The 20,706-nt window shown below is 70.4% G+C and carries 18 protein-coding genes; 7 read left to right on the top strand and 11 right to left on the bottom strand.

The genetic code is table 11. From position 1 onward, the window contains the following. Positions 1–147: 147 nt before the first annotated feature. From ACWDSJ_RS11865 to ACWDSJ_RS11835, 7 genes are read left to right on the top strand one after another with little or no spacing between them, the layout of a single operon-like run. Positions 148–1,782 (top strand): SMP-30/gluconolactonase/LRE family protein, encoded by a 1,635-nt coding sequence (locus ACWDSJ_RS11865; RefSeq protein ID WP_450031387.1) that lies wholly within the window; start codon positions 148–150, stop codon positions 1,780–1,782. 4 nt (positions 1,783–1,786) lie between these two features. Continuing rightward, positions 1,787–2,632, top strand: coding sequence for an SDR family NAD(P)-dependent oxidoreductase (locus ACWDSJ_RS11860; RefSeq protein WP_450031385.1), 846 nt, complete (start codon positions 1,787–1,789; stop codon positions 2,630–2,632). 26 nt (positions 2,633–2,658) lie between these two features. After that, positions 2,659–4,014, top strand: coding sequence for an aromatic ring-hydroxylating oxygenase subunit alpha (locus ACWDSJ_RS11855; protein WP_450031383.1), 1,356 nt, complete (start codon positions 2,659–2,661; stop codon positions 4,012–4,014). A 27-nt stretch (positions 4,015–4,041) separates the two neighbouring features. After that, positions 4,042–5,865 (top strand): flavin-containing monooxygenase, encoded by a 1,824-nt coding sequence (locus ACWDSJ_RS11850; RefSeq protein WP_450031381.1) that lies wholly within the window; start codon positions 4,042–4,044, stop codon positions 5,863–5,865. Then, positions 5,862–6,791: an SDR family NAD(P)-dependent oxidoreductase gene (locus ACWDSJ_RS11845; protein WP_450031380.1), complete on the top strand. Its 930-nt coding sequence runs from the start codon at positions 5,862–5,864 to the stop codon at positions 6,789–6,791. The genes ACWDSJ_RS11850 and ACWDSJ_RS11845 overlap by 4 nt, the downstream gene beginning before the upstream one ends. Then, positions 6,781–8,487, top strand: coding sequence for a thiamine pyrophosphate-binding protein (locus ACWDSJ_RS11840; RefSeq protein ID WP_450031378.1), 1,707 nt, complete (start codon positions 6,781–6,783; stop codon positions 8,485–8,487). Before ACWDSJ_RS11845 ends, ACWDSJ_RS11840 begins: the two co-directional genes overlap by 11 nt. Positions 8,488–8,489: 2 nt before the next feature. After that, positions 8,490–9,929: an aldehyde dehydrogenase family protein gene (locus tag ACWDSJ_RS11835; protein WP_450031376.1), complete on the top strand. Its 1,440-nt coding sequence runs from the start codon at positions 8,490–8,492 to the stop codon at positions 9,927–9,929. Here the strand turns inward: ACWDSJ_RS11835 and ACWDSJ_RS11830 are convergent. The 11 genes from ACWDSJ_RS11830 to ACWDSJ_RS11780 are packed head-to-tail and all read right to left on the bottom strand — an operon-like array spanning position 9,904 to position 20,563. After that, on the bottom strand, positions 9,904–11,052 hold the full coding sequence (locus ACWDSJ_RS11830; RefSeq protein ID WP_450031374.1) for an acyl-CoA dehydrogenase family protein: 1,149 nt from the start codon (positions 11,050–11,052) through the stop codon (positions 9,904–9,906). The two genes, ACWDSJ_RS11835 and ACWDSJ_RS11830, sit on opposite strands and share 26 nt — an antisense overlap. Positions 11,053–11,066: 14 nt before the next feature. Beyond that, positions 11,067–12,212 carry a thiolase family protein gene (locus ACWDSJ_RS11825; protein WP_450031372.1) on the bottom strand — a complete coding sequence of 382 codons (1,146 nt, stop codon included), beginning with the start codon at positions 12,210–12,212 and terminating at the stop codon, positions 11,067–11,069. Between the two features lie 3 nt (positions 12,213–12,215). Continuing rightward, the gene (locus ACWDSJ_RS11820) at positions 12,216–13,013 is read right to left on the bottom strand and encodes an enoyl-CoA hydratase/isomerase family protein (protein ID WP_450031370.1); all 798 of its coding nucleotides are present in this window, start codon (positions 13,011–13,013) and stop codon (positions 12,216–12,218) included. Further along, on the bottom strand, positions 13,013–13,774 hold the full coding sequence (locus ACWDSJ_RS11815; protein ID WP_450031368.1) for an SDR family NAD(P)-dependent oxidoreductase: 762 nt from the start codon (positions 13,772–13,774) through the stop codon (positions 13,013–13,015). Before ACWDSJ_RS11815 ends, ACWDSJ_RS11820 begins: the two co-directional genes overlap by 1 nt. Next, on the bottom strand, positions 13,774–14,940 hold the full coding sequence (locus ACWDSJ_RS11810; protein ID WP_450031366.1) for an acyl-CoA dehydrogenase family protein: 1,167 nt from the start codon (positions 14,938–14,940) through the stop codon (positions 13,774–13,776). The genes ACWDSJ_RS11815 and ACWDSJ_RS11810 overlap by 1 nt, the downstream gene beginning before the upstream one ends. A gap of 9 nt (positions 14,941–14,949) precedes the next feature. Then, positions 14,950–15,261 (bottom strand): hypothetical protein, encoded by a 312-nt coding sequence (locus ACWDSJ_RS11805; RefSeq protein WP_450031364.1) that lies wholly within the window; start codon positions 15,259–15,261, stop codon positions 14,950–14,952. Continuing rightward, a complete protein-coding gene (locus ACWDSJ_RS11800) occupies positions 15,236–15,604 on the bottom strand; it encodes a hypothetical protein (RefSeq protein WP_450031362.1) in 369 nt (122 codons plus the stop codon). Before ACWDSJ_RS11800 ends, ACWDSJ_RS11805 begins: the two co-directional genes overlap by 26 nt. Next, positions 15,601–16,341 carry an ABC transporter ATP-binding protein gene (locus ACWDSJ_RS11795; RefSeq protein ID WP_450031360.1) on the bottom strand — a complete coding sequence of 247 codons (741 nt, stop codon included), beginning with the start codon at positions 16,339–16,341 and terminating at the stop codon, positions 15,601–15,603. Before ACWDSJ_RS11795 ends, ACWDSJ_RS11800 begins: the two co-directional genes overlap by 4 nt. An 11-nt stretch (positions 16,342–16,352) precedes the next feature. Continuing rightward, positions 16,353–17,066: an ABC transporter ATP-binding protein gene (locus ACWDSJ_RS11790; protein ID WP_450031358.1), complete on the bottom strand. Its 714-nt coding sequence runs from the start codon at positions 17,064–17,066 to the stop codon at positions 16,353–16,355. Beyond that, on the bottom strand, positions 17,044–19,167 hold the full coding sequence (locus ACWDSJ_RS11785; RefSeq protein ID WP_450031356.1) for a branched-chain amino acid ABC transporter permease: 2,124 nt from the start codon (positions 19,165–19,167) through the stop codon (positions 17,044–17,046). Before ACWDSJ_RS11785 ends, ACWDSJ_RS11790 begins: the two co-directional genes overlap by 23 nt. A 16-nt stretch (positions 19,168–19,183) precedes the next feature. After that, the gene (locus ACWDSJ_RS11780) at positions 19,184–20,563 is read right to left on the bottom strand and encodes an ABC transporter substrate-binding protein (RefSeq protein ID WP_450031354.1); all 1,380 of its coding nucleotides are present in this window, start codon (positions 20,561–20,563) and stop codon (positions 19,184–19,186) included. Positions 20,564–20,706 lie beyond the last annotated feature (143 nt).

Here is a 20,706-nt window from a genome sequence, read left to right as displayed (position 1 = left end):
ATGGCACACCACACCCTCAAGTCCCCGAAACCCCGCCCCCACCAGCGTTTCCCACCGCCGGTATTGCTATCCTTATGAGGATTGAAGTAGCGTAACCCCCGAACCAGTGGCCTGCGTCACGCCGCACCTCCGGCATCCGGCGCGCACATGGCGAACGCATCGTTCTCACCTCACCCGGGAGGCCCCGCCTTGACTCAGGGGGCGCGCTACACCAGCACCACACCCATCACCGCCGCCGAGGGGGTGAGCATCGACCGCCTCACCCCGCCCAGCCGCCTGTTCGGCGCCAACGGTCTGCGCACCGGACCCGACGGCCGGGTCTACGTGGCCCAGGTCGTCGGCAGCCAGATCAGCGCGCTCGACGTCGCCACCGGCGACCTCGAGACCGTCAGCGCCAAGGGCGGCGACATCGTCGCACCCGACGATCTGGCCTTCGATCCCGAGGGCAACCTCATCGCCACCGAGTACATGGACGCGCGAGTCAGCCTGCACGACAAGGCCGGTCGCACCCGCGTCCTGCGCGCCGACCTGCCCGGCGCCAACGGCATCACCGTGCACGCGGGCCGGTTGTTCGTCAACGAGTGCCGCATCGGCGGACGGCTCGTGGAACTCCCGCTCGACGGCGGCGCGCCCCGCGTCCTCCAGGACGACCTGCCCATGCCCAACGCCATGGAGGTCGGCCCCGACGGACTCCTCTACTACCCGGTCATGGGCACCAACGACATCTGGCGCATCCACCCCGACGGCGGCGAACCCGAACGCGTCGCGGGCGATCTCGGCGTCCCCGACTCGGTGAAGTTCGACGCCGCGGGATTCATCGTCTCCACCCAGGTACAGACCGGCGAGGTGCTGCGCATCGATCCGCGCACCGGCGACCGGCGGGTGCTCGCGAATCTCGCTCCGGGACTGGACAATTGCACATTCGTCGGGGACCGCCTGTTCGTCTCCAGCTTCACCGGCGAGATCACCGAGATCCTGCCCGGCGGCGCGACCCGGGCCGTCCTCCCCGGCGGCCTGCTGTGGCCGCTGGACCTCAGCGTCGGCCCCGGCGGCGAACTCTACGTCGCCGACGGCACCTACCTGCACGTGCTGCGCGACGGCCGCCTGCACGTCGTCGCGTCGCTGTTCACCCCCGGCACCCCGGGGTACGTGCGCGGCGTGGCGGCGGTCGCGTCGAACGAACTGCTGTGTGCCACCTCGGTGGGCCAGATCGCCGTCCACCGTCCCGGACCCGAACCCGAAACAGAGGTTCTCGCAGAGGGTTTCGACCGTCTCTACGGCGTGACCGCCACCGCGGACCGGGCGGTGGTCGCCGCCGAACTCGGCACCGGCCGCGTGGTCTCGGTGCGCGCGGGAACCACCGAGGTCCTCGCCTCCGGCCTCGCCGGACCCATGGGCGTGGCCGTCACCGGCGACGGCACCGTCCTGGTCTCCGAATCCGAGGGCGGCCGCATCGTCTCGATCGGCCGCGGCGTCGACACCGTGGTCGACGGCCTCGAACATCCGCAGGGAATCCTGGTGCGCGGCAAGGAGATTCTCATCGTCGACGCCGGACTGCGCGAGCTGATCGGCGTCGACCTCGAGACCAAGGCGCGCCGCACCCTCGCCGCGCACCTGCCCGTCGGCGCGCCGCCCGGCGTCGAACCCAAACCGCTGCTCGGCACGCCCCCGTTCTCCGGCCCCATGGGCCCGTTCGCGGGCATCGCCGCCGGACCCGACGGAACGGTCTACGTCTCCGCCGACGCCGAGGGCAGCGTGCTGGCCGTCCGGATCGGAGCGTGAACCCATGAGCCTCGACGGCCTCGGACTCGGCGGCCGCGTCGTGATCGTCTCCGGCGCGGGCGGCGGCGGTATCGGCACCGCGGTGACCCGAATGCTCGGGCAGGCCGGGGCCACGGTCGTCGCGGTCAGCCGCTCGAAGGACAATCTCGCCGAACACATCGAACCGCTTGCGGCGGAGGGCCTTTCGGTTCTCCCGGTGGCGGCCGACGCGGCCACCGACGAGGGCATCGCCACCGTCCTCGACGCCGCCAGCCGGGCGCCCGGCGACCTGCACGGACTGGTGAACGTGGCGGGCGGCGCGGCCCCCGCCACCTGGATGCCCGCCACCCGTGTCACCCGCGCGGACTGGCGGGACCTGTTCACCCAGAACCTGGAGACCATGTTCTTCATGAGCCAGGCCGTCGCCGCGGAACTGAAGGCGCGCGACCGCCCCGGCTCGATCGTGTCGATCTCCTCGATCAGCGGCATGAACACCGCCCCCTTCCACATCGCCTACGGCACAGCGAAATCCGCGCTCGTGGCCGCCACCCGCACCCTGGCCGTCGAACTGGCCCTGGACGGCATCCGCGTCAACGCCGTCGCGCCCGGCGTCACCGCCACCCCCGCCTCGCGCACCTATGTCGGCGACGACCCGGACCGCGACCGCCGCGCCATCGCCATGGGCCGCCGCGGCACCCCCGAGGAACAGGCCGGGCCCATCCTGTTCCTGCTGTCGGACCTGTCGAGCTACATCACCGGCCAGACGCTGCTCGTCGACGGCGGCCTGAACCTCAAATGGACCCATCTGGGCGACGACAACACCTCGCTGTTCCTCGAGAACCCGTCGTTCCGCGCCGCCATCACTCGCTGAAACCCGGTGTGCACCAGGAGGATCGCATGACCGACACCACCGAAACCGAACCGCTGTCCACGCCGATGGAGATCGGCGTCGAGGCCTACATCTCCCCCGAGTACGCCCGGGCCGAGGCCGACAAGCTGTGGGCCAAGGTGTGGCAGCAGGTCTGCCGGGTGGAGGAGATCCCGCGCGTGGGCGACTTCCTCACCTACGAGATCATGGCCGATTCGATCATCGTGGTCCGCACCGCGCCCGACACCCTCCGCGCCTACCACAATGTGTGCGCCCACCGCGGCCGCCGCCTGATCGACACCCCGCCCGGCGCGCACGACGCCCGCGGCTCCCGCAAACAGTTCGTGTGCGGATTCCACGGCTGGCGTTACGATCTCGACGGCCGCAACACCTTCGCCCCCGAACGCGAGGACTGGACCTGCGGGCTCACCGAACGCAACGACGGGCTCACCAAGGTCCGCGTCGACACCTGGGGCGGCTGGGTCTGGATCACCATGGACCCCGACTGCGAACCGCTGCGCGACTACCTCGAACCCGCCGCGAGCCTGCTCGAGCACTTCGAACTCGAGAACATGCGCTACCGCTGGCGGCGCTGGCTGACCTTCGACTGCAACTGGAAGGTCGCCTTCGAGGCGTTCATGGAGACCTACCACGTCCCCTACACCCACCCGGAGTTCATGAACTTCGGCCAGTTCCTCGGCTGGGCGCGGGCGCAGGGCAAGCACAGCAACATCGGCTACGACGCGCCCAAGGGCATGGAGGAGAACCAGGCCAAGGTGCGCCTGGGCACCGGCCCCGACGCCCGCGCCGCCACCGCCGCGTTGCAGAACTTCACCTGGGAGAACGCCAACACCAACACCACCCGCACCCTGGTCGACGTCGCCAACCGGCTGGTCGACGAATTGCCCGAGGGCACACCGGCTCCCGAGGTGCTGCGCTACTGGCTCGACACCGCGCGCTCGGAGGACGAACGGCGCGGGGTGGTGTGGCCGAAGGTCGACCCGGACGTCGTCGCCCGCGCGGGCACCGCCTGGCAGATCTTCCCCAACTTCCAGATCGGCCACGCGCTCAACAACATGCTGTGCTACCGATTCCGCCCGTACGGGTTCGATCCGGACAAGTGCGTCTTCGAGGCCGCGGTGTTCGAGCTGTTCCCGCCCGGCGAGGAACCCGAGACCGAATGGGAGTACACCCCGGTCGGGGATCCGCGCTGGCGGACCGTGCTGCCACAGGACTTCGCGAATATGGCCGCCGTGCAGCAGGGCATGAAGAGTCGCGGCTTCTCCGGCCCCAAGCCCAACCCGTACCGCGAACGCAGCGTGGTCAACCTGCACCGCAACCTCGCCGCCTACCTGGGCACCGGCGAGCCGCGCGAACTCGCCTGAAACAGTCTCTCCAGCAAGGACATTCGCATGCACGACTGCGCACCCACGCAGACCCCCGAGATCGACCTGCCCGCGCTGCGGGCCCGCTATCTGGCCGAACGCGACAAGCGGCTGCGCCCGGAGGGTCAGGACCAATACCTGGTGGCCGAGGACGAGTTCGGCGAGTTCTACGAGTCCGACCCCTACACCCCGGTCGTGCCGCGCGCACCGCGCACCGACGAGATCGAGGTGGCGATCCTCGGCGGCGGCTGGGCGGGGCTGCTCGCCGGGGCCCGGCTCGACGAGGCCGGGGTCACCGACTTCCGCATCATCGAACTGGGCGGCGACTTCGGCGGCGCGTGGTACTGGAACCGCTACCCCGGAATCCAATGCGACACAGACAGTTACGCCTATCTTCCCCTGCTCGAGGAAACCGGCTACATGCCGACCGAGAAGTACGCCCACGGCGACGAATGCTTCGAGCACGCCCAGCGCATCGGCAAGCACTACAACCTCTACGAGCGCGCCCTGTTCAGCACCCTGGTGACCGCGCTCGCCTGGGACGAGGATCTGGGCCGCTGGCGGGTGGGCACCAACCGCGGCGACGATCTGCGCGCCCGGTTCGTCATCATGGCCCAAGGCCCGTTCAATCGACCGAAACTGCCGGGCATTCCGGGCATCCGCGACTTCACCGGGCACACCTTCCACAGCGCCCGCTGGGACTACGCGTACACCGGCGGCGATATGCGCGGCGGGCTGACCGGGCTCGCGGGCAAGCGGGTCGCGGTCATCGGCACGGGAGCCAGTGGCATCCAGGTCATCCCGCACATCGCGAAGTCCGCCGACCACCTCTACGTCTTCCAGCGCACCCCCTCCTACATCTACGAGCGCGGCGACGTGCCGACCGATCCGGAGTGGGCGGCCTCGCTGAAACCGGGCTGGGTGCGCGAACGCAAACGCAACTTCCACACCGCGGCCTTCGAGGCGTTCGCGCCCGGCCAACCGGATCTCATCTGCGACGGCTGGACCGAGGTGAGCCGCAATCTGGAGGCGCGTCTGAGCGCGACCGGCGGCTGGGCGACGCTCACCCCGGAGAAGTTCATGGAGCTGCGCGAGATCGAGGACTACAAGGCGATGGAACGCGTGCGCCAGCGCGTCGACGCCATCGTGAAGGATCCCGCGACGGCCGAGGCGCTCAAACCGTACTACCGATTCCTGTGCAAGCGCCCGTGTTTCAACGACGAATACCTGCCGACCTTCAACCGCGACAACGTGACGCTGATCGACGTGTCGAAAACCAAAGGCGTGGAGCGCATCACGACCACCGGCATCGTCGCCGACGGGGTGGAGCACACGGTGGACTGCATCGTGTTCGCCAGCGGTTTCGAGATCACCACCGATCTGGACCGCCGCCTGGGCATCGCGCCGTTCACCGGCCGCGACGGGATCTCGCTCTACGACCACTGGGCGCAGGGCTACCGCACCCTGCACGGGCTGACCACCCACGGCTTCCCGAACATCTTCTTCACCGGATTCCTCCAGGGCGGGGTCACCGCCAGCACCACCGACATGTTCGACCAGCAGGCCACCCACATCGCCTACATCCTCGCCAAGGCCACCGAATCCGGTTACGGCACGGTCGAACCCACGCCCGAGGCGGTCGCGGACTGGTGCACGACCGTGCGCGAGACCGCGGTGGACAACACCACCTTCCAGCGCGAGTGCACCCCCGGCTACTACAACAACGAGGGCGAGCGGACGATCCGCTCTCACCTAGGCGAACCGTACTGGCCCGGCTTCTACGCCTTCGAGGATCTGCTGCAAGCCTGGCGCGACGCCGGCGATCTGCCGGGCATGAGCGTCGGCCGATGACCGCCGACCTCCGCTTCGACGGCCGCGTCGCCGTGATCACCGGCGCGGGACGGGGTTTGGGCCGCGCCTACGCGCTGCTGCTCGCCGCGCGCGGGGCGACGGTCGTGGTGAACGACCTGGGCAGCACCGTGCGCGGCGACACCGTCGTGGGCAGTCCGGCCGCCGACGTGGTGGCCGAGATCGAGGCGGCGGGCGGCACCGCCATCGCCTCCACCGATTCCGTCGCCACGCCCGAGGGCGGGCGCGCGATCGTCGAGACCGCCCTCGGCCGCTTCGGCCGGATCGACATCCTCATCCACAACGCGGGCAACGTCCGCTACGGCTCGCTGCGCGAAATGTCCTACGAGGACTTCGAATCCGTGCTCGACGTCCACCTGCGCGGCGCGTTCCACATGGTGCGCCCGGCCTTCCCGGCGATGGCCGACGCCGGGTACGGGCGGGTGGTGCTCACCTCCTCGATCGGCGGCCTCTACGGCAACAAGGGGGTCGCCAACTACGCCGCCGCCAAGGCCGGGGTGCTCGGCCTGTCCCAGGTGGTGGCCCTCGAGGGCGCCGAGTACGGCGTCACCAGCAATGTCATCGTGCCCGCCGCGCTCACCCGGCTGGCCGACGGCCTGGACACCTCGGCCTACCCGCCGATGGGTCCGGAGCTCACCGCCCCGGCGGTAGGCTGGCTCGCGCACGAAAGCTGTTGTGTCACCGGCGAAATCCTGGTGGCGGTGGCGGGCCGGATGGCGCGGGCCTATCTCGCGGAGACACCCGGGGTGTATCAACCCGCCTGGACGGTGGCGGACGTCGCGCGGCGCATCGACGAGATCCGCGACCCCGCCGAATCGTGGGTGCTGCCGCCGGTCCCGTCCGGGCACACCGACCACCTGAGAAAGAGTTTCGAGCTGGCCAAGGAGGCGGCGCAGCATGTCCGTTAAGGTCTACGAACGCATTCTTCGGCTCCTCGAGGCCGAGGGCATCGACACCCTCTTCGGCATTCCCGACCCGAACTTCGTGCACATGTTCCACCTCGCCGAGGAACGCGGCTGGCAGGTCGTCGCCCCGCATCACGAGGAGGCGGCGGGGTTCATGGCCGAGGCGGTGTCGCGGATGACCGGGAGGGCCGCGGTCTGCATCGGCACCCTCGGGCCGGGCGTGGCCAATCTCGCGGGCGCCATGATGTGCGCCAAGGTGGAGAACTCGCCGGTCCTCTTCCTGGGCGGACAGCGCGCCCGCATCACCGAACAGCGGGTGCGGCGCGGGCGTATCCAATTCGTCAAGCAGTCGGCGCTTTTCGAGCCGTCGGTCAAATACAGCGCGAGCATCGAATACGCCGACCAGACCGACGAGATCATTCGCGAGGGCCTGCGCAAGGCGCTCACGGGAACGCCCGGCCCGGTGTACATCGAGTACCCCTCGCACGTCATTCTCGAGGACCTCGACGTGCCGGAACCCTTGCCGCCCAGCGCGTATCGGCTCGTCGGTCAGACGGCGGGCGCGGCGCAGATCGCCGAGGCCGTCGCGCTCGTCCGCGCGGCCGAGCGTCCCATCCTGCTCGTCGGGCACGGCGTGCACACCACCCGCACCGGCGAATCCGTGCGCGCGCTCGCGGAGGCCATGGCGTGTCCGGTGATCCAGACCTCCGGCGGCACCTCCTACATCGCGGGGCTCGAGGACCGCACCTTCCCCTACGGCTTCTCCCCGTCGGCGGTGGAGGCCGTGGTGACCTCCGATCTGTGCCTGGCGCTGGGCACCGAACTGGGCGAACCCGTGCACTACGGGCGCGGGCGGCACTGGCTGGCGGGCGACGCGACGCGCAAATGGATTCTGGTGGAACAGAATCCGGAGGCCATCGGGGTGAACCGGCCCATCGACGTTCCGTTGGTGGGCGACCTGCGCGCGGTGGTGCCGCAGTTGGTCGACGCGCTCGCCGACACCCCGCGCACCCCCTCCCCCGATCTGGCCCGCTGGATCGAATCCGACGCCGCCCGGCTCGCCGAACTCGCCGAGACCGCGCCGTCGGGCGGGTCGCCGGTGCATCCGGCGCGGCTGATCGTGGAGGCCACCAAGGCGTTTCCCGCCGACGGCATCATGGTCCGCGACGGCGGGGCGACCACCATCTTCGGCTGGACCTACTCGCAGGCCAAACCGCACGACGTCATCTGGAACCAGAACTTCGGGCATCTGGGCACCGGCCTCCCGTACGCGGTCGGCGCGTCGGTCGCCGACGGCGGCAAGCGGCCGGTCATGCTCGTCACAGGTGATTCGTCGTTCTTGTTCCAGATCGCCGAACTCGAGACCGCCGCGCGACTGCGCCTGCCGCTGGTGTGCGTTGTCGCCGTGGACTACTCGTGGGGTCTGGAGGTCGGGGTGTACAAGCGCACGTTCGGTCCGGGTTCACGCGAGACCGGGACCCATTGGAGCACCGAGACCAGGCTCGACAAGGTCGCCGAGGGCTTCGGTTGTTACGGCGAGTACGTCGAGCGCGACGCCGACATCGCCCCGGCCGTCAAGCGGGCCTACGCCAGCGGCAGACCCGGCGTGATACACGTGGCGGTGGATCCGAAGGCGAACTCGGAGGAAATGCCGAGTTACGACGAATTCCGGACCTGGTACGCGGAGGGAACGCAGTAACCATGCGCGAGTACACGAAGTTCTACATCGGCGGCGACTGGATCGACCCGGCCGAGTCCCGCACCTTCGACGTGGTGAACCCGGCCACCGAACAGGTGTGCGGCCGAGTCGCCGCCGGGTCCGCCGAGGACGTGGACCGGGCGGTGGCCGCCGCCCGCGCGGCCTTCCCGGCGTGGTCGCGGACCTCGGTCGCGGACCGAATCGCGTTGCTGCGCAACATCTCCGAACGATTCGAGGAGCGCAGCGCCGATCTGGCCGCGGCCCTCACCGAGGAGATGGGCGCGCCCGCCGCGCTGGCCGGGGGGTTCCACTGCGATCTCGCCGCGGGCCATCTCGCCACCGCCATCGAGGTGCTGGAGGGGTTCGCCTTCGAGGAGCTGCGCGAGACGACCCTGATCGTGCGCGAGCCGATCGGCGTGTGCGGGCTCATCACGCCGTGGAACTGGCCGCTGAACCAGATCGCGGTCAAGGTCTTCCCGGCGCTGGCCACCGGCTGCACGATGGTGCTCAAGCCGTCGGAGCAGTCGCCGTTCAGCGGGCAGATCTTCGCCGAGATCCTCGCCGCCGCGGGCGTTCCCGCCGGGGTGTTCAATCTCGTGCAGGGCGACGGGCCCGGGGTCGGCGTGCCGCTGTCGGCGCATCCGGACGTGGACATGGTGTCGTTCACCGGATCCACCCGCGCGGGCGTCGAGGTCGCGCGCAATGCCGCGCCCGGCGTCAAACGGGTCACCCAGGAGCTCGGCGGCAAGAGCGCCAATATCGTGCTCGACGACGCGGATCTGCCCGCCAATGTCGCCACCGCCGTCGCGACCCTCGTGGTGAACTCCGGTCAGACCTGTAGTGCGTTGAGCCGCATGCTGATTCCGAACTCCCGCATGGCCGAGGCGGTGGAAGCCGCGCGGCAGGCGGCCGAGGCGATCACCGTGGGCGACCCCACCGGCGATGTGGCCGTGGGGCCGGTGGTGTCGGGCGCGCAGTTCGACAAGATCCAGGCCCTCATCCGCAAGGGCATCGAGGAGGGCGCGACCCTGGTGATCGGCGGTCCCGGCCGCCCGGCGGGTCTCGACACCGGGTACTACGTCAAGCCCACGGTCTTCGCCGACGTCACCAACGACATGACCATCGCCCGCGAGGAGATCTTCGGCCCGGTGCTGTGCATTCTCGGCTACGACGATCTCGACCAAGCCGTGGCCATCGCCAACGACTCCGACTACGGCCTGGCCGGGAATGTGGCCGGGGCCGACCTCGAGCAGGCCCGCGCGGTGGCGCGGCGGCTGCGCGCGGGCTGGGTCGGCATCAACGACGGCTTCGATTTCCACTGCCCGTTCGGCGGCTACCGCAAGAGCGGAAACGGCCGGGAGTGGGGCGAATTCGGTTTCGAGGACTACCTGGAGATCAAAGGGATCCCGGGGTGGGTCACAGCCCCAGATCCCGGGCAATGAGCAGCTTCATGACCTCGCTGGTGCCCGCGTAGATCCGAGCCACGCGGGCATCGGTGTACAGCCGGGCGATCGGATACTCCATCATGTACCCGTACCCGCCGAACAGTTGGAGGCAGCGGTCGACCACCCGGCCCTGCACCTCGGTGCAGAACAGTTTCACCCGGGCCGCGTCGGCAGCCGACAGCTCGCCGTCGATCAGCTCCCGCACCGCGCGGTCGGCCATGGCCTGGGCGGCCTCCACCTCCGCCGACATGGCCGCCAGCTCGAATTTGGTGTTCTGGAACGAGGCGACCGGCGTGCCGAACGCCTTGCGCTGCTTGACGTAATCCACCGTCGCCGCGATGGCCGCCCGCGCCTGCGCCACCGAACCGACCGCGACCGTCATCCGCTCCTGCGGCAGATTGTGCCCGAGATAGCCGAACGCCCTGCCCTTCTCGCCGAGCCGATTCGCCTGCGGCACACGCACATTGTCGAAGGCGAGTTCCATGGTGTCCTGCACCTTGCAGCCCATCTTCTCCAGCATCCGTCCCCGGGTGAACCCGGGCATCCCGTCCTCCACGACCAGCAGGGTCAGGCCCGCGCGCCGATTGTCCGGATCGGTGGAGGTGCGGGCCACCACGATCACCAGATCGGCATTGGCGCCGCCGGTGATGAAGGTCTTGGCGCCGTTGAGGATGTAGTCGTCGCCGTCGCGAATCGCGGTGGTGCGCATACCCGCCAGATCCGAGCCGGTGCCCGGTTCGGTCATGGCGATCGCGGTGAGCAGGCGGCCCGCCGCCAGGCCGGGGAACCAGCGTGCGCGCTGCGCGTCGTCGGCGTATTCGAGGAAGTACGGCAGGATGACGTCGAGCTGCGTGCGCACGGTGCCGAGGGTGACCAGCGCGCGGGCCGCCTCCTCCTGCAACACCACGTTGTAGCGGTAGTCACGCACCCCCGCGCCGCCGTACTGTTCGGGCAGCGCGAAGCCGAGCAGGCCGAGATCGCCCATCTCGGTGAAGATCTCGCGCGGCATGATGCCCGCCTTCTCCCAGGCGGGATACTCGGGCACGATCCGCGCGTGCACGAAATCCCTTACCAGCGTGCGGAATTCGTCGTGGTCGGGGGTGAACAGGTCGCGGCGCACCGGTGGCCTTTCCGTCAGGAGATCGACTCGACGATGGTGGCGTTGGCGGTGCCGCCGCCCTCGCACATGGTCTGCAAGCCGTAGCGAATCCCGTTGTCGCGCATGTGATGGATCATGCGGATCATCAGCACCGCCCCCGACGCGCCGAGCGGATGCCCCAGCGCGATCGCCCCGCCCAGCGGGTTGAGCAGCTCCGGATCGGCGCCGGTCTCGGCCAGCCACGCCAGCGGCACCGGCGCGAACGCCTCGTTCACCTCGAACACCCCGATATCGCCCAGGGCCAGACCGGCTTTCGCGAGCACCTTCTCCGTCGCGGGGACGGGCCCGGTGAGCATGAGCACCGGATCCGAGCCCGCCACCGCGCCCGCGCGATACCGCACCAGCGGAGTCAGGCCCAGTTCGCGCGCCTTCTCCGGCGTGGTGAGCAGCAGCGCGGCCGCGCCGTCGGAGATCTGCGAGGAGTTGCCCGCGTGGATCACCCCGTCGGACTGGAAGGCGGGTTTCAGCCCGGCCAGCTTCTCCACGGTGGTGCCGCGCCGAATGCCCTCGTCGGCGAGCACCGCGCCGGATTCCGTTGCCACACCGACGATCTGATCGGCGAACGCGCCGCGATCCTGCGCGGCGGCGGCGAGTTCGTGGGAGCGCGCGGCGTATTCGTCGAGCGCGGTGCGGGAGAACCCCCACTTGCGCGCGATCAGTTCCGCGGACACGCCCTGATTGAACGAGAAGTCGTCGTAGCGGGCCAATACTCTCGGCCCGTAGGGCATCCCGCTCGCGCGGGCCGCGCCGAGCGGCACCCGGCTCATCACCTCCACCCCGCCCGCCACCACCACGTCCTGCTGACCCGACAGCACCGCCTGCGCCGCGAAATCCAGTGCCTGCTGGCTGGATCCGCACGCGCGGTTGATCGTGGTGCCCGGAATCGACTCCGGCCAGCCCGCCGCCAGCACCGCGTAGCGGCCGATATTCGACGACTGATCGCCCACCTGGGACACACAGCCCCAGATCACGTCGTCGACCACCGCCGGATCGATGCCGGTGCGCGTCGCCAGTTCGGTGAGCACCGTCGCGGACAGGTCGGCCGGGTGCACGCCCGCCAGCCCGCCGCCGCGTTTGCCGACGGCGGTCCGAACCGCCCCCGCCACAACCACTTCCCGCATGGGTCATGCTCCGTTCTGTAATCTCCAGCGCCCGGTGAACTCCGGTTCCCGGCGCTCGGCGAAGGCCGCGTACGCCTCGGGGGCGTCGGCCGTCGCGAAATTGAGTCCCTGCGCGCGGGCCTCGGCGGCCAGCGCGTCGCGGAAGGTGCCCTCCGCGCCCGCGTCGAGCATCGCCTTGGTCTGGGCGAGCGCCACCGGCGGACCGGCGGCGAGCCGCCCGGCGACATCGGTGACGAACGCGTCGATCTCCTCGGCGGCCACCACCCACGTCACCAGTCCCAGGGCGCGCGCCTCGGCGGCGTCGATGGTCTCCCCGAGCAGGGTGAGCCGCTTGGCCTGCTGCACTCCGACCAGCCGGGGCAGCAGCCAGGTGCCGCCCAGATCCGGGGACAGCCCGCGCCGGGCGAAGATCTGACAGAACCGCGAATCCGGTGTCGCCGCGACGAGATCGCAGCCCAGCGCCAGATTCCAGCCCGCGCCCACCGCCACGCCCGTCACCTTGGCCACGGTCGGCACCGGCAGCTCCCGCAGGGCGAGCGCCACCTCGGTGAGCACCCGCATCCGGTACACCGGATGCCGCCGATCGGGTTCGGACAGATCCGCGCCCGAGCAGAACGCCCCACCCGCCCCGGTGATCACCAGCGCCCGCACGCCGCGGTCCTCCGCGGTCGCGCGCAATGCCTCCGCGAGCGCGGTGAACAGGGCCGGGTTGATGGCATTGCGGCGATGCGGCCGGTTCAGGGTGAGGGTGCGCACGCCGTCGCGGTCCTCGCACCGCAGCACCGGCTCCTGCTCGGGCATCAGATCACCGTGCCGCCGTCCACCGGCAGCACCTGCCCGGTGACGAACGACGCGGCGTCGGAGGCCAGGAATACGAACGCGCCCGCGACCTCCTCCGGTTCGGCCCAGCGCCGCAACAGGATTCGATTGAGCATCTGCTCGGCGAAGCGCTCGTTCGTGCGAATGGTCTCGGTCATGGGCGTGGCCGCCAGCGGCGCGAGCGCGTTGACAAGAATTTGCTTGCGCGCCAACTCCTTCGCCAGCGATTTGGTGATGCCGATGATGGCAGCCTTGGCCGCCGAGTAGTTCACCTGCCCCAGCGTGCCCACGATCCCCGCCGCCGACGTGACATTGATGATGCGCCCGGTGCCGTCGGTCGGCAGCGCCGCCAAGGCGGCCTGCGCGCAGTTGATGGTGCCCAGCGCGTGGATGTCGAACAGTCGCCGCACGGATTCGGCGGTGGTGTCGGCGAACATGGCGGGCGCGGTGACACCCGCGTTGTTGATCAGGATGTGCAGGGTCCCGTCGGCCAGCTCGGCGGCCGCCGCCACCGCCTCGTCCGCCGCGGCCCGATCGGTGACGTCGAACGCGAAACCCCGTGCGGTACCGCCGTTTCCGCGGATCTTCTCCGCCACCGCGGCCGCCGCGTCCCCGTTCAGATCGGTGACCAGCACCGCCGCGCCCGCGTCGGCGAGCGCGCCCGCCACGGCCGCGCCGATCCCGCCCGCGGCCCCGGTCACCAGCGCCGAACGGCCGGTGAGGTCGAACAGCGAGCGCGCCATCAGTAGCTCCTCGGCAGTCCGAGCACGTGCGAACCCAGATAGTTCAAGATCATCTCCTGGCTGATCGGGGCGATGCGCATGACGCGCGCCTCCCGGAAGTAGCGGGACACGTGGTACTCCTCGGCGTAGCCCATGCCGCCGTGGGTCTGCAACGCCCGGTCCGCGGCGGTGAACCCGGCCTCAGCGCACAGGTACTTGGCCGTATTCGCCTCGCGCCCACAGGGTTTGCCGTGGTCGTAGAGCCAGGTCGCCTTGCGCAGCACCAGTTCGGCGGCGTCGAGGTGCGCCAGCGAGTCGGCGAGCGGGAATTGCAGGCCCTGGTTCGTGCCGATGGGCCGGTCGAACACCACCCGATCGGTGGCGTAGCGCACGGCCCGGTCCAGCGACACCCGGCCCAGGCCCAGCGCCTCGGCGGCGATGAGCATGCGCTCGGGGTTGAGCCCGTCGAGCAGGTACCGGAACCCGTGCCCCTCCTCGCCGACCCGATCCTCCACCGGCACCCGCAGATCGTCGATGAACACCTCGTTGGAGGAGACCGCGTTGCGGCCCATCTTGGTGATCGGGCGGATGTCGATGTGGGCGCGGTCGATGTCGGTGAGGAACAGCGTCATGCCATCGGTCTTCTTGGCCACCTCGTCGTAGGGCGTGGTGCGAGTGAGCAGCAGGATCTTCTCCGACTCGAGCGCCTTGGAGATCCACACCTTGCGCCCGTTGATCACGTAGTGGTCGCCGTCGCGGCGGGCGAAGGTGGTGATGCGGGTGGTGTCCAGGCCCGCGCCCGGCTCGGTCACCCCGAAGCACACGTGCAGGTCGCCGGTCGCGACCCGGGGCAGGGTGCGGCGCTTGAGTTCCTCGGAGCCGTGCACCACAACGGGATTCATCCCGAAGATCGACAGGTGGATCGCGGTGGCGGCGTTCATGCCGCCGCCCGAGCGCGACACCTCCTCGGCCAGCAGCGTGGCCTCGGTGATGCCGAGTCCGTGGCCGCCGTACTCCTCCGGGATCGTGATGCCCAGCCAGCCGCCCGAGGCGACGGCCCGATAGAACTCGGTGGGGAATTCGTGCGCCTGGTCCTTGGCCATCCAGTAGCGGTCGTCGAAGCGGCGGCACAGTTCGGCCACCGACTTGCGGATCAGCTCCTGATCCTCGGTCAGTTCGAAGTTCATGGCGCCCCTTCAGTCGGAGGCGGGAAGCGCCTTGGCGGCCTTGATCGTCAGCGGTTCGTCGCCCAGGCGCAGCTCCCCGCTGCCGGAGCGGGTGCACAGCAGTTCCACCGATTCGGCGGAATCGACGTAGCGCTTGCCGATCAGCGTGACCGCCTCCTTGCCGTCGGCGGCGTCGGGGGCGTCGGGGGCGGACGCCGCGGGCACCATCGGCGCGCCGCCACAGGTCAGCGCGACCGCGTCGGCGGGGGCGCGCACGACCACGACCTTGGTCCCGCACACCGTGCTGGCCAGCTGCTCACCGGGACGCAGGGATGCCGTCATTGTGAATCTCCTTCCCCGCCAGCCGATCACCGAGCTGGGCGAGATCGAGGGACTGCCGCGCCAACCAGAACCGCAGGAATCCGGTCAGCGAGTACCGCAGGAACAGCGCCGAACCCACCACGCTCGCGCTCACCCCGCCCAGGGCGAGGGTGATGGCGTCGCGCTGGCTCAGCGCGTTGGTGGTGCCGTGACACATCGCGTAGGCGACGATCGCCAGCAGGAGCCCGAGCGCCATGAGCGCGATCCCGAGCCGCAGCCACAGCCGCGCCCGGCCCGCCGCGGGGTCGGGGATCTTCAGTTCGGCCAGTTCGCGGACGAAGCGGTCCGCGCGCGTATCGGTCATGGGGCACTTCCTAGGTAGTGGGCCGCGAGTTCGTCGCGGAGTCGGTCCGGATCCCCCTGCGCCGCGATCCGGCCGCGCACCAGCACGGCCGCCCGGTCGGCGATATCGAGTGCGGCGGCGGCGAACTGCTCGACGATCAGCACCGCCACCCCCCGGCGGGCGATCTCGGCGACCTCCTCGTAGAGCTGCCCGACCACCAAAGGCGCCAGGCCCATGGACAATTCGTCGAGCAGCAGCACCGCCGGATCGGTGGCCAGGCCGCGGGCGAGGGCGAGCATCTGCTGTTCGCCGCCGGACATGGTGCCCGCGATCTGTTCGGCCCGGCGCTTCAGGATCGGGAACCGCGCGAAGGCGATCTCCTCGATCTCGGCGCGGGGGCGGCCGGTGCAGGTCATCATCCAGAGGTTGTCCCGCACAGTGAGATTCGGGAAGACCCCGCGCCCCTCCGGAATCAGGCACACCCCCGCGCGAGCCAGATCGCGTGGACCGGCCCCCGACATCGCCCGCCCGCCCAGCAGCAGCTCGCCCGAGGCGATCGGGTGGATGCCCGCGGCGACCCGCAGCGCGGTGGTCTTACCCGCGCCGTTGGGGCCGAGCAGGGCCAGCACCCGACCCGCCGCGACGGTGAGGTCCACGCCGTGCAGGACGGTGATGGCGTCGTAGGCCGCGCGCACCGCGCGCAACTCCAGCAGGGTGATCGTGGTGGATTCGGTTGTGACGGTGCGGGTTTCGGTCATGGCGCTGGTGTTCACGCGTCCCCCAGGTAGGCGGCGAGGACGACGGGGTCGTCGCGGATGACGGCGGGCGGGCCGGAGGCGATGATCCTGCCGAGGTCCAGGACGAAGACCTCGTCGCAGACGGTCATCACCAGGCCCATATCGTGTTCGACCAACAGCACGGCGGTGCCGTCGTCGGCCAGCGAGCGCAGTAGCGTCCCGAACCGTTCGGTCTCGGTCGGGTCCTGCCCGGCCGCGGGTTCGTCGAGCAGGATCAGGCTGGGCCGCGCGGCCAGGGCGCGACCCACCTCGACCAGGCGGCCGGTGCCGGTGGGCAGCGCGTCGGCGGAGGTGTCGGCGAGGTGGCCGAGCCCGAGCCGGTCGATGATCTCGGCGGCGACGCGGGCGGCGCGGCGGCGGTCGGGGCCGAGTTCGGCCGCGACGAGCAGGTTGTCGCGAACGCTCAAGCGCCCGAACAACTCCAGGCGCTGGAAGGTGCGGGCCAGCCCGTGCCGGGCCCGGCGCGCCGGACCCAGCCGGGTGACGTCGCGACCCTCGATCACCACCCGGCCGCGGGTCGGCCCGCGCAGGCCGCAGATCACGTCGAACAGCGTGCTCTTGCCCGCCCCGTTGGGTCCGATCAGCCCGGTGATCGCGCCGCGCTCGGCGCGCAGGCCCGCCCCGTCGAGCGCGCGGTTGCCGCCGAACACGACGGTCACATCCTCAACGTGCAGTCGCGACGGCATGGTCGAGCACCTCCTCGTCCCCGGCCCGCCACTCCCGGCGCACCCCCCACCACTCGACCGGGACATCGGCCTCGACCGCGGGCGGCCGGACGCGCCGCGCGTGCCACAGCCGCGCGGCCACCAGCGCCACCACCAGCCCGCCGGTGAGGACCCACCCGTCGATCACCCCGCCCACCCGCGCACCCCACAGCGCCAGCGCCGCCACCGCCAGGACCGGCGAGACAACCCGATCCCGCAGTGTCGCAAGCCAATCCGCGCGCAAGGTGCCGATCACGCCCGCGCGCAACATGCCGCCGCCGACCGCGACGCCGCCGAGCGCGGGCAGCACCTGCGCGAGGTTCGCCAACGCGGGCCACAGCACCGGAATCGCGTTGAGCGGCCCGGCGAACACCGCCCCGGTGAACAGGCCCGCCCCCACCGCGCCGACCCCGGCGAGCACCACGATCAGGAAGATCGGCAACCCCGCCACGAACCCGAACTGTTCGGCGGTCACCGCCCGCTGCTGCATCCCGTACAGCGCCCCGCCCAACCCGGCCAGCGCCGCCGACAGACCGAACACCAGCACCCGCGCGGTCAGCGGATTGCCGCCGAGGGTGGCGTAGGCGGCCTCGCTGTCGCGCACCGCGATCAGCCGCCGCCCGAATCGACTGCGCCGCACCGCGACCACGGCCAGCACCGCCAGCGCCAGGCACACCGCCGCGAACACGGTCAGCTCCGCGGTGCTGTCGAGCCGCCACCCGAACAGCCGCGGCCCCACCAGCGACACCGAACCCTGGTCGAACAGCACCACTTTCACGCCGAACAGCTCGAACGACGGCAGATTGAAGATCCACCGGTCCAGTACCACCGCGAACGCCGCGGTCGCGAGCGCCATGTACACCCCCGACAGCCGCAGCGCCGGGATCGCGATCACCGCGCCCACCACCCCGGCCACCGCCATCGCCACGGGCACCGCCCACCATTGGCCGTCGGGCCCGGCGTGCGCGCACACCGCCGCCCCGACCCCGGCGAAACTCAACTGGCACAACGAGATCTGGCCCGCGAACCCGGTCAGCGGCACGAACGACAGCGCGATCACCCCGAACGCGAACAGCGACCCGTAGGTGATCAGATCCGATTCGCTCAGCACGGTCGCCAGCACCACACCGGACACCACGATCACGGCCGCGAAGGCGAGCGATCCGCCCCGGCTCGGCAACGGCACCGGGCTCAGCTTCCGATCCCGCCCGCGCAGCCGCCCGTGCGGGAACACCAGCAACGCCAGGAACAGCAGCAGCGCGGGCGCGGCCAGCCGCAGACCGGGCAGATAGTCGTTGTGCGGCAGATATCCGGTGAGATAGCTCTCCAGGCAGCCGACCACGACCGCGCCCAGGAACGTCATGGGCAGACTGCGCAACCGGCCGAAAATAGCGGCGGTGTAGGCGCTCACGATGAGCAGCGACAGCTGCGCCGCGTCCAGGGTCACCATGGGCGCGATGAGAATGCCGCCGATCGCGGCCAGTTCGGTGCCGAGGATCCACGCGACCCGGGTGGCCCGGCGCGGATCGGCCCCGGTCAGCCCGACCAGCGCGCGATCGTCCACGGTCGCCCGCATCTCCGCGCCGATCCTGGTGCGGTACAACAGGATTCGCAGCGCCACCGCGACCGCCACGGCGACGGCCATGGTGAGCACCTGATGCCAGGTGATGCCGACCGGCCCGAGCCGCAGGGCGGGACTCGCCGCGAAGAACTTCGGCAGCGAGCGCGACACGTTCGGATCCCACACCCACCGCGCCAGCACGATCGACCCGCTCAGCAGGGCGATGGTCATGACGAGCTTCTCGGCGTCGCCCAGGCCCTGGGTGGGCGCGAGCGCCCGCCCGACCGCGAGCCCGAACAGCGGCGCGAACCCGCCGAGCACGACGACCAGCGCCACCGGAACCGGCCAGCCCCAGCCGATCACGCACTGCCAGTACACGAACGCCGACACCATGCCGGTCGCGCCGTGGGCGAAGTTGAACACGCCGGTGGTGGTGTAGGTGAGCACCAGTCCGCTGCCGATGATCGCGTAGATCGCCGCGGTGCTGAGCCCGACGATCCCGAAGGCGAGGAACTGTTCCATCGGTGCGGCCGTCCCGTCACTTCAGATCGGCGAGCGACTTGCCGACATCGGCCAGCGTCGTCGCCTTGGGGAAGTCGCCGGCCGGGCGGTACAGCGGGATGTCGCACCGGAACACGCCGGTGTCGGGCTTGAAGTCCGCGGCCTTCCAGCCGTCGGGCGTGGCCCGCTGGACGTTGAAGCAGCGCACCTGCTCGGCGGGCGGCTTGGTGAGATCCTGCGGCGCGGTCAGGCCGCCGCCGGTCCACGCGGACTCCTTGGCCGCGGTGTTGTAGACGCACGCCCGGGTGAGGTCGGACCCGCAACTGGACGCGGATTTGGCGAACAGCAGCCAGGACTGGAACGCCCGCAGCGCCGGATAGGTGATCGCCGCGCCCGGCGCGTACTTGGCGTACAGGTCGCGCAGCTGCTTGACCGCGGGCACCTTGTCGGCCGCGTCCAGCGGCGCGATCTCGCTCAGGTCGGCGATATTGTTCTGCGCCGCAAGGGAATTCTTCGCCGCCTCGATGAACGACGGGTTGTAGGCGTTGGAGTTGGCGTCGATCCAGTCCGGCTTGTAGTCCATCGAGGTGAGCACGTCCTCGAGCTTGGCCAGCTGCCGGAAATCGCCGAGGAAGATCAGCCCGCGCACCCCCTTGGCCTTGATGGCCTGGGCGTAGGGCGTCCAATCCGACACGCCCGCCGCCGGATACAGGTCGTTGTAGACGATGGTGGCGCCCTGGGCGGTGAGCGAGGCGGCCATCTTCTCGGCCGTCGGCTTCACCGCGGGCGAGTCGCCGACGATGAATCCGATCGCGGCCGCCGAGGCCGGATACGCCTCCTTGGTCAGCCACTGCTCCGATCCGGTGTACTGGTTGTACGGTCCCGCGCCCGAGGACCCGGCGGCCAGCTGGAGATCGGAACCGCCGTTGACGGGCTGCACGACCTGGCCCGGGAACTCGGGCAGCAGGCACGACAGCCGATCCTTCACACCCAGCCCGTCGAGGGCCGCACCGCCGCCGACCAGGAAGAAGTCCTGTTTGCAGGATTCCAGCATCCGCTGCCGGTACTCCATGAGCTTGGTGTCGCGGATATTGGCGACCAGCTTGCGGCCGTTGATCCCGCCCGCGGCGTTGCACCACTCGGTGAACACCTTCGCCGCGTCGACGAATTCGGGGTTCTTGGTGAAGCCGACGTCGCTGAAGACGCCGATCTGGATCTCGGAGTCCGAAACGCCCTGCGCGGTCGCGCCTTTCGCGCTGCCCTTCTTGCACACGTCGGTCAGGTCGCCGAAGGTGCCCGACACCGCGGCCGAGCCCGCGGACTGCTCGCCCCCGCCCCCGGTCTCGGTGCCGCGGCTACAGCCGGACGCCAGCAGCGCGAGCGCCACCAGGGCAATGAGTACTCGACGCGGTCTCACCGTGTTTCCTCCTCTGCGGGTCCCACGCCGGACCCTTGGGTGGAAAATTACATTCTCCCAAACAGAGAATCAACCTTCGCTCCGGTACGGGACCGGACGGCCCGGCCACCCGAGCGAACCCGAGTCCCGTTGACAGCATGACA

Source organism: Nocardia sp. NPDC003482 (assembly GCF_053588115.1).
This window is presented reverse-complemented; position numbering and strand designations above follow the sequence as displayed.

What these genes read in the sequence shown, in the direction of transcription:
- ACWDSJ_RS11865 (WP_450031387.1), top strand. Translation starts at nt 148, where the DNA reads ATGGCGAACGCATCGTTCTCACCTCACCCGGGAGGCCCCGCCTTGACT.
- ACWDSJ_RS11860 (WP_450031385.1), top strand. Translation starts at nt 1,787, where the DNA reads ATGAGCCTCGACGGCCTCGGACTCGGCGGCCGCGTCGTGATCGTCTCC.
- ACWDSJ_RS11855 (WP_450031383.1), top strand. Translation starts at nt 2,659, where the DNA reads ATGACCGACACCACCGAAACCGAACCGCTGTCCACGCCGATGGAGATC.
- ACWDSJ_RS11850 (WP_450031381.1), top strand. Translation starts at nt 4,042, where the DNA reads ATGCACGACTGCGCACCCACGCAGACCCCCGAGATCGACCTGCCCGCG.
- ACWDSJ_RS11845 (WP_450031380.1), top strand. Translation starts at nt 5,862, where the DNA reads ATGACCGCCGACCTCCGCTTCGACGGCCGCGTCGCCGTGATCACCGGC.
- ACWDSJ_RS11840 (WP_450031378.1), top strand. Translation starts at nt 6,781, where the DNA reads ATGTCCGTTAAGGTCTACGAACGCATTCTTCGGCTCCTCGAGGCCGAG.
- ACWDSJ_RS11835 (WP_450031376.1), top strand. Translation starts at nt 8,490, where the DNA reads ATGCGCGAGTACACGAAGTTCTACATCGGCGGCGACTGGATCGACCCG.
- ACWDSJ_RS11825 (WP_450031372.1), bottom strand. Translation starts at nt 12,212, where the DNA reads ATGCGGGAAGTGGTTGTGGCGGGGGCGGTTCGGACCGCCGTCGGCAAA.
- ACWDSJ_RS11820 (WP_450031370.1), bottom strand. Translation starts at nt 13,013, where the DNA reads ATGCCCGAGCAGGAGCCGGTGCTGCGGTGCGAGGACCGCGACGGCGTG.
- ACWDSJ_RS11815 (WP_450031368.1), bottom strand. Translation starts at nt 13,774, where the DNA reads ATGGCGCGCTCGCTGTTCGACCTCACCGGCCGTTCGGCGCTGGTGACC.
- ACWDSJ_RS11810 (WP_450031366.1), bottom strand. Translation starts at nt 14,940, where the DNA reads ATGAACTTCGAACTGACCGAGGATCAGGAGCTGATCCGCAAGTCGGTG.
- ACWDSJ_RS11805 (WP_450031364.1), bottom strand. Translation starts at nt 15,261, where the DNA reads ATGACGGCATCCCTGCGTCCCGGTGAGCAGCTGGCCAGCACGGTGTGC.
- ACWDSJ_RS11800 (WP_450031362.1), bottom strand. Translation starts at nt 15,604, where the DNA reads ATGACCGATACGCGCGCGGACCGCTTCGTCCGCGAACTGGCCGAACTG.
- ACWDSJ_RS11795 (WP_450031360.1), bottom strand. Translation starts at nt 16,341, where the DNA reads ATGACCGAAACCCGCACCGTCACAACCGAATCCACCACGATCACCCTG.
- ACWDSJ_RS11790 (WP_450031358.1), bottom strand. Translation starts at nt 17,066, where the DNA reads ATGCCGTCGCGACTGCACGTTGAGGATGTGACCGTCGTGTTCGGCGGC.
- ACWDSJ_RS11785 (WP_450031356.1), bottom strand. Translation starts at nt 19,167, where the DNA reads ATGGAACAGTTCCTCGCCTTCGGGATCGTCGGGCTCAGCACCGCGGCG.